At 68.9% G+C, this 18,142-nt stretch carries 11 protein-coding genes; 5 read left to right on the forward strand and 6 right to left on the reverse strand.

What is annotated here, in order from left to right; all coding sequences use genetic code 11:
- Positions 1-2,097 precede the first annotated feature (2,097 nt).
- The 3 genes from CRP56_RS48075 to CRP56_RS39995 form a co-directional block, all read right to left on the reverse strand.
- Entirely contained in the window at positions 2,098-2,757 is a 660-nt protein-coding gene (locus tag CRP56_RS48075) for an ATP-binding protein (RefSeq protein ID WP_218878017.1), read from the reverse strand.
- Positions 2,758-2,868: 111 nt separating this feature from the next.
- Positions 2,869-3,750: a TIGR03619 family F420-dependent LLM class oxidoreductase gene (locus tag CRP56_RS39990; protein WP_097272583.1), complete on the reverse strand. Its 882-nt coding sequence runs from the start codon at positions 3,748-3,750 to the stop codon at positions 2,869-2,871.
- Positions 3,751-3,897: 147 nt separating this feature from the next.
- Positions 3,898-5,319 (reverse strand): non-reducing end alpha-L-arabinofuranosidase family hydrolase, encoded by a 1,422-nt coding sequence (locus tag CRP56_RS39995; RefSeq protein ID WP_097272586.1) that lies wholly within the window; start codon positions 5,317-5,319, stop codon positions 3,898-3,900.
- 381 nt (positions 5,320-5,700) lie between these two features.
- Here CRP56_RS39995 and CRP56_RS40000 point away from each other — a divergent pair, with 381 nt between their 5' ends.
- Both CRP56_RS40000 and CRP56_RS40005 read left to right on the forward strand, forming a co-directional pair.
- The gene (locus CRP56_RS40000) at positions 5,701-8,346 is read left to right on the forward strand and encodes an RICIN domain-containing protein (protein WP_097272588.1); all 2,646 of its coding nucleotides are present in this window, start codon (positions 5,701-5,703) and stop codon (positions 8,344-8,346) included.
- Positions 8,347-8,583: 237 nt separating this feature from the next.
- On the forward strand, positions 8,584-10,530 hold the full coding sequence (locus CRP56_RS40005) for an alpha-L-fucosidase (RefSeq protein ID WP_179851239.1): 1,947 nt from the start codon (positions 8,584-8,586) through the stop codon (positions 10,528-10,530).
- 16 nt (positions 10,531-10,546) lie between these two features.
- Here CRP56_RS40005 and CRP56_RS40010 read toward each other — a convergent pair whose 3' ends face one another.
- Complete coding sequence (locus CRP56_RS40010; RefSeq protein ID WP_097272590.1) at positions 10,547-11,662, reverse strand: enolase C-terminal domain-like protein; 1,116 nt, start codon at positions 11,660-11,662, stop codon at positions 10,547-10,549.
- A 126-nt stretch (positions 11,663-11,788) separates the two neighbouring features.
- Between CRP56_RS40010 and CRP56_RS40015 the strand changes: the two genes are divergently transcribed.
- The 3 genes from CRP56_RS40015 (at position 11,789) to CRP56_RS48685 (ending at position 16,086) form a co-directional block, all read left to right on the forward strand.
- Positions 11,789-12,553, forward strand: coding sequence for a FadR/GntR family transcriptional regulator (locus tag CRP56_RS40015; protein ID WP_097272592.1), 765 nt, complete (start codon positions 11,789-11,791; stop codon positions 12,551-12,553).
- Between the two features lie 435 nt (positions 12,554-12,988).
- Complete coding sequence (locus tag CRP56_RS48680; RefSeq protein WP_257041599.1) at positions 12,989-14,962, forward strand: right-handed parallel beta-helix repeat-containing protein; 1,974 nt, start codon at positions 12,989-12,991, stop codon at positions 14,960-14,962.
- Complete coding sequence (locus CRP56_RS48685) at positions 14,908-16,086, forward strand: RICIN domain-containing protein (protein WP_257041600.1); 1,179 nt, start codon at positions 14,908-14,910, stop codon at positions 16,084-16,086. The genes CRP56_RS48680 and CRP56_RS48685 overlap by 55 nt, the downstream gene beginning before the upstream one ends.
- 85 nt (positions 16,087-16,171) lie before the next feature.
- On the opposite strand, the gene CRP56_RS40030 is transcribed toward CRP56_RS48685, so the two are convergent.
- Together CRP56_RS40030 and CRP56_RS40035 are read right to left on the reverse strand one after the other, a co-directional pair.
- The gene (locus CRP56_RS40030; RefSeq protein WP_097272596.1) at positions 16,172-17,068 is read right to left on the reverse strand and encodes a carbohydrate ABC transporter permease; all 897 of its coding nucleotides are present in this window, start codon (positions 17,066-17,068) and stop codon (positions 16,172-16,174) included.
- Complete coding sequence (locus tag CRP56_RS40035) at positions 17,065-18,045, reverse strand: carbohydrate ABC transporter permease (protein ID WP_097272598.1); 981 nt, start codon at positions 18,043-18,045, stop codon at positions 17,065-17,067. Before CRP56_RS40035 ends, CRP56_RS40030 begins: the two co-directional genes overlap by 4 nt.
- Between the last annotated feature and the right edge of the window lie 97 nt (positions 18,046-18,142).

Genomic DNA, 18,142 nt, shown 5'->3' on the forward strand with positions numbered 1-18,142 from the left:
AGGAGCGCCGCACGGGCGGTATCGAGCGTCATGTGACGGTGGTCAGCGCAGTGAGCCGACCACCGTGCGCAGCTCGGCGCGCGAGACCACGCCCAGCTTGGGGAAGATCCGGTGGAGATGTGAACTGACGGTCCGGTGCGAACAGGTAGAGCCGCTGGCCTATCTCGCGGTTGGTCAGACCGTCGGCGGCGAGCCGGACGATCTGGAGTTCATGGGCGGTCAGTTGGTCCCGGGCGTCCGGGGCCCGGCGGCGGCTGGTCTCGCCCGAGGCCCGCAGCTCGCGGCGGGCCCGCTCACCCCAGGGGATCGCGCCGAGCGCGTCGAACATGTCCCGGGCGGCCCGGAGGTGGTCGCGGGACTCGACACTGCGCCGTCGGCGCCGCAGCCATTCGCCGTACGCAAGGTGGGTACGGGCCCTGATCAGGGGCCAGGCGCCGAGATCGGCGCTCAACGCGTCCCTGAAAAGCGGGTCGGCGTCCCCGTCGGCGGCCAACAGCGCCCGGACCAGGCGCAGTTCGGCGTGCAGGACCGGCGCGGAGGTCACCGTGGAGACCACCTCCAGTTCCGCCACGATCCCCAGCACCGTCTCCAGCCGCCCGCAGTGCGTGGCCGCGTCGACGAGGTCGCCCACGACCGTCAGCCGCAGCGCGACCTGGTACGCGGGGTCCGCCGGATCGTGCAGTCGGCGGAAATGACCCAAGGCCTCCTCGAACCGACCCGCGCCGAGCGCGGCCAGTCCGCGCGCCATCGACGCGGTGGCCAGCACCGGACGTGCCCCGGCGGGCAGCCCGGTCTCCTCCGCCTCCTCGGCCAGCTCCAGCGCGGCGTCCACCTCACCGCGCAGCGCGGCCAGCTTGGCCGCGGTGGCGGTCATCAACGCGTACATCGTCGTCTGGCTGGTTTCGCGCGCCAGCCGTCGTGACTCCTCGGTCGCGGCGATCGCCGCGCCGAGATCGCCGACCACGAGAGCGCTCCACGCGTCCGCGCCCACCGTCCGGGCCAGCAGCCCCAGGCGTCCCTGCGCGCGCAGCGGCACGCCGCCGGCCGCCGAGAACGCCCGCGCCAGATCGAAACCGCCGACGAGGAGTGCGGCGGTGCTGAGCATGCGGTAGGCGCGGCCGTCATCGCCCTCCTTCAGGGCGACGCGTCGGGCCCGTTCCAGGACGAACGTGCCGCGTTCGACCGGTGCGGCGTAGGCGCAGATGGCCAGGCGCCACGGGTCGAGTTCGTCGAGGCCCAGGCGCTCCACGGCCTCCAGGACCGTGCGGCGCCCCTCCGGGCCGGGTTCGGACCAGAAGCACAACTGCGCGGCGCTCCACAGGATCCGCAACGCCAGCGCAGGATCCTCCACGGCCATCTCCTCGGCGAGGGCCGTCAGCGAGTGGGCGCCCGAGGCGTGGTTGTGCAGTCCCTCGTCGAAGCTGCCGCGGAGCCAGACGACCGTGGCGTGCTGGCGCCGCGACAGCGGCCCGGTGAGCGCCTGGTCCAGCAGTCGGTTCACCGTCTCGGGCCGGCCGAGTTCGACGGCGAAGTCGGCGGCGCGCAACAGTCGTTCGGCCCGGCGCCCGGTGTCCTCGCTGAGCGCGGCCGCCTGTTCGAGGGTGGTGACGGCGGCCGCGATGCCGCCACGGTGCGCGGCCCGGTGAGCCGCGTCCTCCAATGCCACGGCGACGCTCTCGTCCGGGTCGTCGGCCGCGGCGGCCCGGTGCCGCAGCTGCCGGTCGGGTTGCTCGTGGAGTGCGGCGGCGAGTGCGGCGTGAGCGGCGTGGCGCACGTCGGCGGGCATGGTCTGGTGGATCGCCGACCGCATCAGCGGATGCCCGAAGCGCAGCTCGGCGCCCACGACCTGGACGAGCCGGGCGCGTACGGCGGGGTCGAGTTCCACGGTTCCTGCCGCCATGCCGGTCAACTGCCGGGTCGCGCGGTAGATCTCGGGGAGCGACGGGCTGTCGTTGAGTGCCGCGATCCGCAGCAGACTGCGGGTGATCTCGGGCAGGGATTCCAGACGGTCGGTGAAGGCCCGTTCGAGGCGCTCGGTGAGCGGCAGCTGGGACAGGTGCGGATCGGCCGACGCGCCCAGGGTGCGGGAGAGTTCGGTCAGCGCCAGGGGATTCCCGGCCGCCTCGGCCAGCAGGCGGCGATGCGCGGTCGGCCGCAGCCGCGGCGCATGGTCCGCCAGGAGCCGCGTGGCCTGGGCGTCCGTGAGCGGACTGAGGGACACGGAGGTGAGTTCGTCGGAGTTGAGCCGTGACCGGTAGCCGTCGCGGGCGGCTCCCACCACGACCACCGGCTCCGTGCCGATCCTTCGCGCCACGAAGGCGAGGACGCTGGCGGTGCGTCGTCGAGCCACTGGGCATCGTCGACCAGGACCAGCACCGGTGCGGTCGCGGCGGCGTCGGCCAGCAGGTTGAGCACCGCCAGGCCGACCAGGCAGACGTCGGGGACACCGGTCTCGGCGTGTCCGAGAGCGGCGTCCAGCGCCTGCCGGTCCGACGCGGCGAGGTCGGCGGCTCCGGTGGCGAGTGGCCGCAGGATGAGCTGCAGACCGGCGTAGGCGATGTCGCTCTCGGCCTCGGCACCGCTGGTCCGCAGGACCTGGTAGCCGAGTTCCTCGGCGAGGGCGGCGGTCCGGGTGAGCAGTGCTGTCTTCCCGATGCCGGGCGCACCCCGGACGAGCACCGCGGCTCCGTGGCCGCGTGGCTCGGCCAGTAGCCGGCGCACCAGCTGCAGCTGATCGTCCCGACCGATGAGCTCCACGTTCCCCCCATCAGACCGGGTGGCCGGACCCGGTCTGTTCGACGGTCAGGGTACTGTGCCGCCTCCGACGATCTGAAGAACGGCCCGGCCGCGACGGCCCTGCTTCCGGCGTCAGGTGAGGTGCGGTGCCACCTCGGCCGCGATCCACTCCATGGCCTTCTCGACGTGTTCAGCCGCGATGGGCAGCCACAGGGTGCAAGCGGTCAGCCCTGCCTCGGCGAGCCGCCCGAGGTCCTCGGCGACACTCGCCGCGGTCGCAGTGGTGCCGCCCATCGGCCGCCCCGGTGGCGCCACCGCCGCGGGGATGCCAGGGGGAGTGAGGAACGCGGCCGAAGCGAGCGTCAGCCGGTCGGCGTTCTCCGCGCCCCCGAGGTCGCTCAGGCGGCGCCGTACGTCGGTGACCTCCTCGGCGTCGACACCTGTGCCGTACCAGCCGTCACCGAAACGCAGCGCCCGGCGCAGGGCGGCGTCGCTGTGTCCGCCGACCCAGACGGGCGGACCGCCGGGGGTGACCGGAGGCACTCCCAGCTGCGCTTGGCGCAGTGTCGTGAACGGCCCGTCGAAGTCCGCTGGGCGCTGGGCCCACAGGGCCTTGGCCGCGGCGAGGTGGTCGTCGGTACGCGCACCGCGTTCACGGGCGGGTACACCGGCGGCGGCGAATTCGTCGGGATTCCAGCCGGTGCCGACGCCCAGGAGCAGGCGCCCTCCGGACACGACATCCAGCGTGGCCGCCTGGTTGGCGAGCACCACCGCCGGGTAGAACGGCGCGACGAGCACGGACGTCAGCAGCCGCAGGCGCGTCGTCGCCCCCGCCACGGCCGAGAGCAGCACCAGCGGATCCGTGTCGAGGCCGAAACCGCTGTCCAACAGGCGGTTGCCGACCGCGACGTGATCGAAGCCCAGGTCCTCGGCGTGGCGTGCGGCGCGGAGCACGGCGGCTCCGTCGTCGACCGGCCAGCGCGGCTGAAGGGAAACACCGAGGCGCAGGGGCATGGGATTGCCTTTCGACGGCGGTCCGTTGGCGACACGGCGATCGGTGACCGCCCTGTCGACAGACCCAACTCCGGCACGGCCCCTGTTTCATCCCGACGGCACCCCAGTCGGCGTAGGGCTGGGGTGCCGTGGATCAGGGGGTCGGCGCTAGCGCTGCAGGGTGAGCAGGCCCGGCCGGTACGGCAGTCTCTCGTAGGGGGTGGTGGACGGGGTGTTGGGGTCCAGACCTTGGTAGAGGAACTGCAGGTTGCAGGGGTCGATGGTCATGGTCTGGTCGGGGTTGTTCCGGACCAGGTCTCCGTGGCTGATGCTGTTGGTCCAGGTGGCACCGCTGTTGGCCTTGCCCGCGAAGGGGTTGGACTCGGTGGCGGCCTGCGCGGTCCACGGACCGTTCAGGCTGGAGGCCGTGAACGAGCGGAAGAAGCGGTCCTCGTTCACACCGCGCGCCTCGACGATCATCAGGTACTGGTTCTGACCCTGGACCTTGTACACCTGCGGCGCCTCGAACAGGTTCTTCACCGTGTCGGTCATGACCGTGGTGTACGACGAGCCGAAGCTGCCGGGGAAGTTCCCGATCGGCAGGGTCGACTTGAAGATGCTGCCGTTGTCGTTGGCGAAGAACAGGTACATGTTCTGGTCGTCGGCGATCACGGTCGGGTCGATCGGGCCGCCGCTGGGGAGGGTGCCGGTGAACAGGGCCTGCGGCGCGGTCCAGCCGTTGGGGTTGGTGGGGTCGCTGGACGTGCGGTAGGTGAAGGGCCAGGCGGTACCCCATCCCAGAGAGACCATCACCCAGATGTTCTTGGGCGCGAAGTAGAACACCTGGGGCGCCACCGCGGACGAGTTCATCGCGGTCTGTCCGGTCGACGCCATGTCCGACCAGTTGGTGAAGGGGGTGAAGCCCATCGAGTGCCAGTTGCCGTCGGAGTAGGTCGCGTAGACGAGGTGCTTGCCGTTGTACGTCGTGGTGGTGAAGTCCTTCAGCGCGAGCCACCCGTTGGCGGGCTGCGCCAGCGGTCCGGTCGAGCTCCACCGGTATGTCGACGGCAGAGAGCAGGAGTTGGAGGAGCCGGACAGGCCGGTCCACTTCTGGCTGTTGCTGCCGGTGCAGTTCGAGAGCTGGACCGCCGTGCCGTTGGCGGTGGCGCCGCCCGACACGTCCAGGCACAGCCCGGACTCCACGGCGACGATCGTGCCGTCGGAGTTCGCCCGCCATTGCTGGTTGGTCCCGCCGTTGCAGGACCAGATCACCGGCCGGGTCCCGGCCGTGGTGGCGTGGCCCGGGACATCCAGGCACTTGTTGCCGTACACGGTCAGCTGGCTGCTGTCCGACAGCGTCCACTGCTGGTTGGTCCCGCCATGGCAGTCCCAGATCTGCACGTTGGTGCCGTCGGTCTGGGCGGCGCCCGACACATCGAGACATCGGCCGGAGGCAACGCCGCGTACGGCGCTGGTGGTTGCGGCCTGAGCCGGGGTGGCGACGAGCATCGCCGCCAACGAGGCCATGACCGCAACGGGAACGGCAAACATCGCAAACAGCCGTCTGCGGCTGGAACCACGTCTGCGCATGGGGACCTCATCATCCTCGAGTAGGTGGTTCTGGTGGGCCCCGTCGGAGGCTGGACGACTGCCGACGTGGTGCGGCCCTGACGTTCGTTCGATATCCCGAATATGGATCGGAATATCGAGCAGACCGGATCATGGGAGAACCCGCGGGCGGCGTCAATACTTCGCGCACGATTCGCGACCCGGAACTTTTTCGGGGCGTGCGCCACGGCGGGGCGCACCTCCGGGCTCCGCAAGCGCCCTGGGCACGTCGGGGCCTGGAAAAAAATTTCCCGGCGCGCGGCAACCCTTGGCATGGCCTGTGACAACAAGGGGGCGGATCCGGCCAGTACCGGTGTTTGGATCCGCTGACTTCGTGAACGGCCTGCAAGGAGAACACCCTTCATGAACAACCCCACGCACGGCGGGCGCCGCGGTCGTCACCGCCGCCGCTGGACCGCGACCGGTCTGCTGCTCGGCGTGCCCGCCGTCCTCGTGCCCTACCTGCTCTACGCGCAGGAGGACTCGCAGGCCGCGACGGTCGACGGCGATGCCTATTACCGGCTGGTCTCGGTGCGCAGCGGCAAGGTGCTGGACGTCAACGGGTACTCCACCGCAGACGGCACACGTATCCAGCAGTGGACCGACCAGAACACCGCCAACCAGCAGTGGAAGCTGAAGCCCGCCGGGGACGGGTACTACGAGCTGGTGAACCGCAACAGCGGCAAAGTGCTGGGCATAGCAGGTGATTCCACCGCTCAGACGGCTGTCGCGGAGCAGCAGACCGATACGTCCGCCACCTCCCAGGAGTGGCGGATCGAGGACGTGAGCGGTTCCGACGCCGTCACCTTCGTCTCCCGCAGGAGCGGCCAGGTCCTGGACGTCTCCGGGGGCTCCACGGCCCAGGGCGCGGCCGTCATCCAGTATCCCGGCCACGGCAGCACCAACCAGCAGTGGAAGCTGGTGAAGGTGGCCGAGACCCAGGCGTCGGGGTCCGGCGCGGAGCAGACGACGGCCGCGACCGGGCCGTATGTGTGGAAGAACGCCCCGGTGGCGGGCGGCGGTTACGTCACGGGTCTGGTGTTCAACCAGAAGGAGAAGGGCCTGCTGTACGCGCGCACCGACATGGGCGGCGCCTACCGCTGGGACACCGGGGCCGAGCAGTGGATCCCGCTGACCGACTGGGTCGGCGAGAAGGACTGGAACCTGCTGGGCATCGAGTCGCTGGCCACCGACCCGGTCGACCCGAACCGGCTCTACCTCGCCGCCGGCACCTACACCAACGACTGGGCCGGCAACGGCGCGCTCCTGCGCTCCACCGACCGCGGCCGCACCTTCCAGCGCACCGAACTGCCGTTCAAGCTGGGCGGCAACGAGGACGCCCGCGGGGCGGGCGAGCGCTTGGTGATCGACCCCGCGAACCACGACAACCTGCTGCTGGGCACCCGCAAGAACGGCCTGTGGCGCAGCACCGACGCCGGTAAGACCTGGAACCAGGTCTCCTCGTTCCCGGTCAAGGACGGCGCGAGTTTCGGCACGGGCATCTCCTTCGTGACGTACGGCCCGGCCGGCAGCAACACGGTCTACGTCGGCGTCGCCGACAGGTCCACCAACCTGTACCGGTCCACCGACGGCGGCAACTCCTGGCAGGCGGTCTCCGGGCAGCCCACCGGCCAGGTGCCGCAGCACGGCGTGCTCTCCGGTGACGGCTCGCTGTACGTGTCGTACTCCAACAACACCGGCCCGAACAACGTGTCGGGCGGTTCGGTGTGGAAGTACGCCGGCGGGGCGTGGAAGAACATCTCGCCGTCGCAGGGCGACTACGGGTTCGCCGGTCTGGCCGTCGACCCGCAGAAGCCGTCCACGGTGATGGTCACCACGCTGGACCGCTGGTGGCCGCAGGACGAGGTCTACCGCAGCACCGACGGCGGTGCGACCTGGAAGACCCAGTCCGACAGGTCCGTGCGGAACGCCTCCCTCGCCCCGTACCTCGGCACCGGCATCGGGCACTGGATGACCGCGCTGGCCATCGACCCGTTCGACTCCGGGCACGTGATGTACGGCACCGGCAACGGCATCTGGGCCAGCAACGACGCCAACGCGACCGACAACGGCGGCACCAGCCACTGGTTCATCGGAGCCCGCGGGCTGGAGGAGACGGCGTACTACGACGCGGTCTCCCCGCCCGGCGCCGCCGCCCTCATCACCTCGCTGGGCGACCAGGGCGGCTTCGTGTACGACGACCTGACGAAGGAGCCCACCGGGCGGCTGACCAACCCGGAGATCTACAACAGCACCTCCGTCGACTTCGCCCAGTCCAACCCCTCGCTGGTGGTCCGGGTCGGCCGGGGCGGCAAGCAGGACGGCGCCCTCTCCACCGACGGCGGCCACACCTGGAACGGCTTCAAGGGCGAGCCGGTGCCCAGCGCGGACAGCGGCCACATCGCGATCGCGGCGGACGGCTCCAGCTTCGTCTGGGCCGAGGCCGGCCAGGCCCCGTACCGCTCCACCGACCGGGGCGCGAGCTGGTCGAGGGTCAACGGCCTCGGCAACGACGCCATCGTCGTCGCCGACCGGTCCTCGGCCAACACCTTCTACTCGCTGAGCAACGGCACGCTCTACGCCAGCACCGACGGCGGTGCGACCTTCGGTGCGCGCGCCTCCAACCTGCCGAGCGGGAAGCTCAGCGCCGTCCCCGGTGTCGCGGGTGACCTGTGGCTCTCCGGCGGCGGCAAGGGACTGCTGCACTCCACCGACGGCGGCCGCACCTTCACCACCCTCAGCACGGTGAAGTCCGCCTCCGCCCTCGGCTTCGGCAAGGCCAAGCCGGGCACCAACTACCAGGCCCTCTACCTGCTCGGCACCGTCGACAACGTCACCGGCGTCTTCCGCTCCACCGACAAGGGCGCAAGCTGGGTCCGCATCAACGACGACGCCCACCAGTGGGGCGCCATCGGCAGCATCGGCATCATCACCGGCGACCCCGACACCTACGGCCGCGTCTACATCGGCACCAACGGCCGCGGTCTGCAGTACGGCGACCCGTCCTGACCCGCAGCACCCCAGGGCGGGGCCGCGACCCACAACCACTCGCGACCCCGCCCCACTTCCGCGGAACATGGCATGTCTGCGGAAGATGAAAGGGACTTGAAGGGATGAAATCTCCAATTCCGCTCTGCTCTTGGGGACTTTCATCCCTTCACCCTGTTGACACAGGGCAGTTATGTGACTGACCTTCATGCGTAACATCCCGCGCTTCGGAGCCGCCCCTCAACCGGGAGTACATCCATGTCGTCAGGAAGACTGTCCCGCCGCACTTTCCTGGGTGCCACCGCCGGCGCTGCCGCCGCCACGGCCCTCGCCCCCGCTTTCCCGAGCCTGGTGCCCCAGGCCGCGGCCGCCGACCTCCAGACCAACCTGGAGAAGCTGGTCAACATGCGGTTCGGCATGTTCAACCACTTCAACCTGGGCACGTTCACCAACCAGGAGTGGGCCGCCCCGAACCAGAGCCCCACCCTGTTCGCCCCCACGGCCGTGGACTGCGCCCAGTGGGCGGACGCCGCCGCCGCGGCGAAGATGAGCTACGGCATCCTGACGACCAAGCACCACGACGGCTTCGCCCTGTGGCCGAGCGCCCACGGCACCCAGAACGTCGCCAACAGCTCCTACAAGCACGACGTGGTGAAGGCGTACTGCGACGCCTTCCGGGCCAAGGGACTGAAGGTCGGGCTCTACTACTCGATATGGGACCGCACCTACGGCGTCGAGGCGTGGGAGAGCCGGCACAAGAACGTCGGACTCGAGACCACCGACGCCATCCAGCCCAGCGACATGACCTTCATCCTCGGTCAGATCACCGAACTGCTCACCAACTACGGCACCATCGACCTCTTCGTCACCGACGGCTACGGGTGGCAGATGGGCCAGCAGGCCGTCTCCTACCAGCGGGTCCGTGAGCTCGTGAAGTCGCTCCAGCCGGACATCGTCATGCTCGACCACGGTGCGCTGTCGGTGCCGTTCCTCGGTGACGCGATCTACTTCGAGGAGCCGCTGGGCGTCAGCGCGCCCGCCGGCAACACGTACGCCGCCACCCAGGGGCAGACCATCAGCAACGGCTGGTTCTGGCATCCGGCCACGCCGACCGAGAGCCTGATGAGCAAGGACGCGATCCTGTCCCATCTGGCGGACCTGGAACCGAAGTACACGTCCTTCATCCTCAACTGCCCGCCCAACCGCAACGGCAGGCTCGACACCAACATCGTCAACCGGCTCGCCGAGGTCGGCGCGGCCTGGAGCCCCGACACCTCCCGCCCGCCGCTGCCGACGCAGTTGCGGCGCGCCGAGCACCCCGTCACGCCGGTCAGCGCCTACGCGACCGCGTTCCGCACCGGCGAGGGACCGCTCAACGCCATCGACGGACTGAGCGACAGGAACTACGAGACCTGCTGGTCGACTTGGGGCCTGTCCCCGGCCCTGCCCCACTCGATCACGATCGACCTGGGCGGGGTGTGGAGCAACGTCTCCACCCTGGAGTACCTGCCCAAGCAGTGGAACCGCACCAACACCACCGACGGCGACATCACCTCGTACACCATCTCCACCAGCACCGACGGCACGAACTTCACCCAGGTCGCCACCGGCACCTGGACCGGGGACCGCGCCACCAAGGTGGCCGAATGGCCCGCCCGGAACGTGGGCTTCGTACGGATCCAGGCCACCGCGGCCACCGGCGGCTACGCCAACATCGGCGGCGTCCACATCGGCGGCCGGACCGCCAAGCCGGCCCTGGTGTCGAGGGTCCTCCCGGGGGACGGCACGGTCTACCGCATCGTCAACCGCAAGAGCGGCAAGGTCGTCGACGTGTACAACTTCGGCACCGCCAACGGCACCAACATCCAGCAGTGGCCGTGGCTGAACAACACCGCCCAGAAGTGGACCTTCGCCTCCACCGGCGACGGCTACTACGAGATCAAGAACGTGAACAGCGGCAAGCTGATGGAGGTGGCCGGACTCTCGCGGGCGGAGAGCGGAAACGTCGCCATCTACGGGGACAGCAACGTTCCCCAGCAGCACTGGGCGGTCACACCCACCGGCGACGGCTACTACTACCTCACCAACCGGTTCAGCGGCCTGTCGCTCAACGTCGACTCGGGCTCGACCGCCGACGGCGCCAACATCGACCAGCTCACCTACACCCGCGCCCCCGAGCAGCAGTGGCAGATCATCGCCCTCTGACCCGGGACCGGGCTGATCAGGCCTTCGGCGGCGTCGAAGTCTCCTTGTCGACGAACCGCTGAAGGACCTGGGGGTAGTCCAGGCCGGCGGGCAGCGCCACGCCGGGCCCGGTGGGGGCGTGGACGAGTCCCTGGGCGTCGATGCCGCTCTCGCGGCTGATCGGATTGCCCATGACCAGGGACTCGTAGTAGGTGGTGTTCGAAATGGCCATGCACAGATGCCGGTTGGGGATCTCCGGCCCGTGCACCTCGGCGCGCAGCCGGAAGGCGTCGGCGAGGTGGGCGGTGCGCAGGGCGCCGGTGAAGCCGCCGCGCAGTTGGGTGGAGGCGCGGACGCCGAACGTGGCGGCGCCGGCCTGGATGAAGTCGGCCGAGTTCATGTGGGCCCCGTCGGAGGTCTCGGCCACCAGCAGCGGCACCGCCACCGCGTCGGCGAGGCGCTTGTAGGCGGTGATGCTGAACTCCCGCATCGGCTCCTCGTACCAGAGGTAATCCGCGTCGGACAACGCGCGTCCGAGGTAGATCGCGTCGGGCAGGTCGAATCCTGCGGACCCGTCGAACATCAGGGGGATGTCGTCCCCCACGTGTTCCCGCAGGGCCACCGACAGCCGGGCGTCGCGGCGCGCGTCACCCCAGGCGTGGAGCTTGATGGCGGGGTATCCGAGCTCCAGGGCCTGGTCGGCGATGTCCAGGTACTCCGCCACCGAGGAGTAGGTGACCGTCGAGGCGTAGGCGGGGATCGAGGTGCGGAAACCGCCCAGGATCTGCCAGGTGGGCCGGTCGGCGAGTCTGCCGGCCAGGTCCCACAGCGCGATGTCGACGAGGCCGAGCAGATAGAGGGGCAGCTCCTCGGTGCGGTCCAGCTCCCACATCCGGTGCCACAGCCATTCCCGCTGCAACGGGTCCTCGCCCACGAGCTCCTTGCGCAGGAAGCGGTCCAGCACGTCCGCCAGGATGACGGCGCTGCCCCGGCGGGGGGCCATCGCGATGCCCTCGACCCCTTCGTCGGTGCAGATGCGCAGCACCGCGGCCTCGCCGTCCGGCGGGCTGCCCAGCAGCCCGTCACGCCAGACGAACGGCGGACGGGCACCCGGAACCCGGACCGGATAGCTCTCCACGTCGACGATGCGCACAGCCGTTACCCCCGCCTCAGCAGCTACTGCTGCGTAATTTTCGTGTAACGTAAGTCGTCATATGAATGCTGTCAAGTTGTCGGGAGCAGTAGACTCGGCGGTCGTCCACACCGGTGAGGGGGCCCCATGGCGAAGAGCGGTCGAAGCGGCGTCGAGGATCCGTCGGCCCTGAAACCCTGGCCCAAGCGCCCGGCGCGGCTGGCCCACGCGGTGGTGGAGTCCCTCGCCGACAGCATCGTCTCGGGCGCCATCCCGTCGGGCTCCACCTTGCCGGTCGAACCCGAACTGTGCGAGACGTTCGGCGTCAGCCGCATCACGATCCGTGAGGCGGTCAAGTCGCTGGAGGCCAAGGGCCTGGTGCGGGCCCGGCAGGGCTCCGGCACCACGATCACCCCGTCCGAGGAGTGGAATCTTCTGGACCCCGTCGTGCTGGCGGCCACCGTCCGGCACGACGACGAGCTCGTCGTGCTGGACCAGCTGGTCGGCGTGCGCTCGGTCCTCGAGGCGCAGATGGCGGCCCAGGCCGCCGAGCTCGCCACCGACGACGATCTCCGGGAGATCGATCTGCTGCTCGGCCGCCTCGACGAGGAGGTCGCCACTCCCGCCCGGTTCATCGAGACCGATGTGCTCTTCCATGACCGGATCATGCAGGCGTCCCGGAACCGGCTGGGCCGTTCCATCATCCGGACCGTCCACACCCAGGCCCGCAGTACGTTCCTGTACAACGGCACTCCCGACGGCCACTCGTGCGAGCAGGCGAACGCCGAGCACCGCCGGATCGTCGAGCAGCTCCGGGCCCGCGATCCCCAGCGTGCGGCGCAGGCCATGACGGCCCATATCGAAGCGGCCTGGAGCCGTCGCCGCATCCCGCACCCCGGCATCACCGGTTGACCGCACCCCGCACCCCGCGCCCTCGCGCGCACCGGAACCCGCCCCCGAGCCGTCAGGCCGGGGGCGGGTTCCTTTTTGCGGCGTGGAGCAATTTCTGCAGCACATATTGACAGCATACGTATGACGACTAACGTTACGACGCCGTATCGCCTCCGCAATCACCGTAGGGCCGTGTCCCCCTGAGCGGGAGGACGCCCACGCGCGTGCCCTCCCTCACCATCGGAAGGTCTCAGATGCGCCCACCCGCTCCCGCCCCGCACTGCGTGATCGGCTCGCGGCCGCCGCCACCGCCGCGACGCCCCACGTGTCCCCCAACGGCACCGGCACCACCTGCTCGACCAGCCAGCCGTGCTCTCTCACCCAGGCCAAGACCAACGTCCGGAGTCGCCACATGAACGCTCTCTCGACCGCCCGCACCAGCAGGGGAGGAAGACAATGAAGCCTTCCGCCACCTCAATCCGCAAGCTGTCAGCAGCACTTGCGACGGCCCTCTCCGCTGCACTGCTGACCTCCCTCGCGACACCGACCCCGGCCTCGGCCGCGACCCAGGCGACGTACTACGTCGCCCCCGACGGCAGTGACTCCAACGCCGGGACGATTTCCGCGCCGTTCAAGACCTTGCAGCACGCCCGGGACGTCGTGCGCACGGTCAACGACAGCATGACCGGGGACATCAACGTCTTTCTCCGGGGCGGCACTTACCCGGTGAGCAGCACCATCGGCTTCACCTCGGCCGACTCCGGCACCAACGGCCACCATGTCGTCTACGCCGCCTACCAGAACGAGAAGCCGGTCCTGGACGGCGGCGTTCAGGTGTCCGGTTGGACCCAGCACAGCGGGAACATCTGGAAGGCCACCCTCAACCGCGACGACAAACTCCGCGCGCTCTACGTCAACGGCAAGCGCGCCCAGATGGCCTCCAAGACCATCAACTCCGCCGGATGCTACGGGACTTACACGGTCACGGCCGGTCAGGCTCCCTGGGCCTGGGAGTCGGGTTCGCAGTGCGACGGGGCCAAGTACAGCCTCTCCGACCTGCCCGCCGTCGCCGCCAACCAGGACGACGTCGAGATCGTGTCGGCGACCACCTGGACCACGGCCATCGTGGGCGTCCGCCAGATCACCACCAGCTCGGACGGCGCCAACCGCGTGGCCCTGTTCCAGCAACCGGGCGCGGCGATCGCCCAGGCGCCGCCGTACGGCCCGTTCAAAGCCAGCGGCAGCCATACGTTCATGAACGCGTACGAATTCCTGGACAAGCCGGGCGAGTTCTACTTCAACAAGACCACCCACACGCTCTACTACTACAAGTCCAGCTCCGAGGACATGACCACGGCGGATGTCTTCGCGCCGAACCACGTGTCCACCCTCATCAGGATCGCCGGCACGTCCACGACCGACCACGCCCGGAACATCACGTTCTCCGGGATCACCGTCGAGCACTCCGACTGGAACCTGGTCAATGTCGCCGGCTCCGTCTTCCGACAGGGAACACAGGGCAACGCCAGCTCGAACGTGTACGCGCGAAAGAACTTCCACGCGTACACCTACCGCAACGTCGACCTGCCACCCGCGGCCGTCCAGATCGAGAACGCCGACGGAATCGTCCTGCGGGGCAACACCGTTCAGCATACCGGCGCCGACGGCATCACCCTCGCCAACGACGTGACGGACTCACAGCTGACCGGCAACATCACCAACGACATCGCCGGGTCCGCCCTCACGGTGGGGCATCCCCAGCACGTGTACATCGGTGACTACACCTCGACCAACAACGAGAAGTACCCGGTCAACGTCGAGGGACTCTGCAAGAACATATCCATCACCGACAACTACCTCTACGACAGCGCCGTGCTGTTCCAGGGCTCCAGCCCTGTGTCCGCGTACTTCGTGGACTCCCTGTCCGTGCAGCACAACCGGATCGAGAAGTCCCCCTGGGCGGGCATCACCCTCGGCTGGGGATGGTGGAACTTCGACGGCTCCACGAACTCCATCAACCCCGGCAACCCGACCACCACCGCGAAGAACAACACCGTCAAGTACAACGAGCTCATCGACACCATGCAGGTGCTCGGCGACTCCGCTCCCATCTACACCCTGGGCAGCCAGCCGGACACCGAGATCAGCAACAACTACATCAAGGGCGTTCCGGCCGGCCACAAATACGGCCTGCACCCCGACGAAGGCTCCGCCTTCCTCAACGAGCACGACAACGTGTTCGACGTCGACCCAGGCCTGGCGTACACCATCAACTCCGGCACCTGGGCCGACAGCACGACCTCACCATCACCAACAACTACGGCACCGTCAACAAGATCGCCGGCAGGAACGTCCCGAACAGCACGATCACGGACGTGCGGGGTTACGGGGACAACGTGTGGCCGTCGCAGGCGTACAGCATCGCCCTGAACGCGGGCCTGGAGGAGGCCTACAAGAACCTGCTGCCCGCCGCGGTCACTGCGCCGCAGGACTACGCGCTGCCCGCGAGCACGTTCGCCGGCACGGGCGTGATGACCGTTCCGGTGCGCAGCCCCAAGGACGCGACCAAGACGCTGTGGCTGGCCCCGGCCGGTACGACGACGTTCGCCGCCGGTCCCACCATGACCAGCGCGAGCGGCGCCTCGACGAGCGTCCGCGTCCCGCAGACGGCGGGTGACTACCGGCTCTACGTCGTGGACGCCCAGGGCAACGCGTCCGCCGCGTCGAAGGCGCTCGTCCGGCAGCGCTGGAACCATGTCGACGACAAGGCCGCCGGCGTGACCTACTCCGGCACCTGGTCGAACTGGAACGACACGAAGGACATGAACGGGTCCGAGAAGTTCACGAACACCGCGGGCAACTACGCCGAGTTCTCCTTCACCGGCACCGGCGTGCGCTACCTCAGCATGACGCAGCCCAACATGGGCAAGGTCGACGTCTACATCGACGGCACCCTGGCCCAGGCGGGCATCGACGCCTATGCCTCGACGGTCACGAAGCAGGTACCGCTGTTCGAGAAGACGAACCTGGCCGCGGGTCCGCACACGATCAAGGTCGTGTGCACGGGGACGAAGAACACGGCGTCTTCCAACACCGTCTGCGCGCTGGACGCGTTCGCCTCCATCCAGTTCCCCGCGAAGAACGCCAACTTCAAGGTGGTCAACAAGAGCAGCAACAAGGCCATCGATGTGTCCGGCGGATCGCTGACCGCCGGAGCCAACATCATCCAGTGGACGGACTCCGGAGCCGGGAACCAGAACTGGCGCTTCGTCCCGGTGGGTGACGGCAGCTACGAGATCGTCAGCCGGAACAGTGCCCTGCTCATGGACGTCAGCGGTGCTTCCACCGCGGACGGTGCGACCGTCGTCCAGTCGTCCGACACCAACGCCGCGAGCCAGCACTGGACCCTGGTCGCCAGCGGGAACGGCTACTACAAGATCAAGAACGTGAACAGCGACAAGGTGCTCGACGTGTCCTCGGGCGGCAGCCAGCTCGTCCAGACGACGGACACGAACGCCGACAGCCAGCTGTGGAAGGTGGTCAACGTGGACTGATCCGGTACGCCACCACGTACCACGCACTCCGCCCGGCAGCCCCACGTGAGCTGCCGGGCGGAGTGTCTTGTGCTCCGGGCCTGCGTTACTTGACGGAGCCCGCGGTCAGGCCCTTGCGCCAGAACCGCTGGAGACTGACGAAGGCGACGAGCAGCGGGATCAGCGACAGGAACGCACCGGTGATCGGCAGCAGCGGCGGCACTCCGTTGGCGAACTCCGAGCGCCACTGCACGAGGCCTACCGTGACGGGCTGCAGTGAGGGGGTGTTGAGCATGAGCGAGGGCAGCAGGTAGTTGTTCCAGATGCCGACGAACTGGAACAGGAAGACGGTCACCAGGGCCGGGGACATCAGCGGCAGGGCGATCCGGAAGAAGGTGCGCTGTTCGCCCGCTCCGTCGAGCCGTGCGGCTTCAAGGAGTTCGTCCGGCACGGACGCCGCGGCGAAGATCCGGCACAGGTAGACGCCGAACGGACTGACACAGCTGGGCAGCAGCACCGACCAGTAGGAGTTGGTGATGTCGAGCTTGGCCATGAGCAGGAACAACGGCAGGGCGAACATCGGCGCCGGGATGAGAACCGAGGCGAGGATGACGTTGAACACGCTTTCACGACCGCGGAAGGTGAACTTGGACAGCGCGTAGCCGGCCATCGCGGACAGCAGGGTGCCGACGGCGGCGCCGACGAGGCTGTACAGCGCGCTGTTGGCGAGCCAGGTGGAGAAGATGCCGCCCTCGAAGGTGAACACGTTTCTGATGTTGGTGACCAGGTCGAAGTGGGAGAACCACAGCGGCGTACCCGTGTAGAGGTAGCCCGAGGCCTTGGTCGAGGAGACGAACAGCCACCACAGCGGGATCAGCGTGTACAGGGCCATCAGGCCCAGCACGCCGTTGACGACGACCTTGCTCGCGATGTCGGTGCCGCGAAGGGCCGGTCGAGCCGGTCGGGTCGGCCGGATCGGCCGGTCGGCACGGATCACGCTCATTCCATCGCTCCCTTGCGCTGGTTGAACTTGAGAAATCCGAACGAGAGCACGAGGGTGATCAGCGCGAGCACGACGGACTCGGCAGCGGCCAGGTTCTGGCCGCCCACGTCCATGCCCAGGGTCGTGTTCATGATCGGGGTGAACTTCGGGTCGACGCCCGGGATGCGCGCACCGACCAGCACCGCCGGCTCGGTGTACATCTGTGCCGTTCCGATGATGGAGAAGACCGTGGTCAGCACCAGCGCGGGACGTACCAGCGGAATCTTCACCGCCCACGCCAGGCGCCATCCAGTGCAGCCGTCGAGCGCGGCGGCCTCTGTCACCTCGGCGGGGATCGTCTGGAGCGCGGAGTAGATGATCAGCATGTTGTAGCCGGTCCAGCCCCACGTGATCATGTTCCCGATCGAGACCGGAACCCACGACGGCGACAGGAAGTCGGTGGTGATCCCGATGTGGGAAAGCGGTCCGGTGAACGGCGAGAGGTCTTTCACCAGGAGGAAGGACCACATCACCGCGGCGATGGCCCCCGGCAGCGCGTAGGGCAGGAAGAACGTGAGCCGGTAGGTCTTCCGCAGCCGGGCCGAGCGGGAGTCCAGCAGGAGCGCGAGCAGGAGGGCGAGGCCGAGCATGACCGGGACCTGGACGCAGCCCAGCAGCACGACCCGGACGATCGACGCCATGAAGTCGTGGTCGCTGAAGGCGTCGGCGTAGTTGGACAGTCCCGTGAACTCCGTGGACGCCGCACCGCCGAACAGCCCGGCGCGGTGGACGGTGAAGAAGCTCTGGTAGATGGCGTAGCAGATCGGCGCGACCATCATGGTCAGGAAGAGCACCGCGAACGGCGCCAGGAAAGCCGACGCGGTCAACGCGCTGCGGCGGCTGGTGCGCCGCGGCCGGCCGGCGGGGGAGAGGCGGCGGGGGACCGCGGGCACCGGCCGCGGCGGTGACGCGGTCCGGGTGCTGCTGGGACTGCTCATGGAAACCTCGCTGGGCGGTTCGTCGTCAGGGAGCGGGTCCCCGCGGCGCCGGACACGGGCGGCCGCGGGAATCCTTCGGGCGGCTGGAGTTCCGCTG

Origin of the sequence: Streptomyces sp. TLI_55 (assembly GCF_900206255.1) — a bacterium.
GTDB lineage: Bacteria > Actinomycetota > Actinomycetes > Streptomycetales > Streptomycetaceae > Streptomyces > Streptomyces aquilus.

Coding starts and splice junctions, on each gene's coding strand:
- CRP56_RS40000 (WP_097272588.1), top strand. CDS start 5,701: ATGAACAACCCCACGCACGGCGGGCGCCGCGGTCGTCACCGCCGCCGC.
- CRP56_RS39995 (WP_097272586.1), bottom strand. CDS start 5,319: ATGCGCAGACGTGGTTCCAGCCGCAGACGGCTGTTTGCGATGTTTGCC.
- CRP56_RS40035 (WP_097272598.1), bottom strand. CDS start 18,045: ATGAGCAGTCCCAGCAGCACCCGGACCGCGTCACCGCCGCGGCCGGTG.
- CRP56_RS40015 (WP_097272592.1), top strand. CDS start 11,789: ATGGCGAAGAGCGGTCGAAGCGGCGTCGAGGATCCGTCGGCCCTGAAA.
- CRP56_RS40030 (WP_097272596.1), bottom strand. CDS start 17,068: ATGAGCGTGATCCGTGCCGACCGGCCGATCCGGCCGACCCGACCGGCT.
- CRP56_RS48680 (WP_257041599.1), top strand. CDS start 12,989: ATGAAGCCTTCCGCCACCTCAATCCGCAAGCTGTCAGCAGCACTTGCG.
- CRP56_RS39990 (WP_097272583.1), bottom strand. CDS start 3,750: ATGCCCCTGCGCCTCGGTGTTTCCCTTCAGCCGCGCTGGCCGGTCGAC.
- CRP56_RS40005 (WP_179851239.1), top strand. CDS start 8,584: ATGTCGTCAGGAAGACTGTCCCGCCGCACTTTCCTGGGTGCCACCGCC.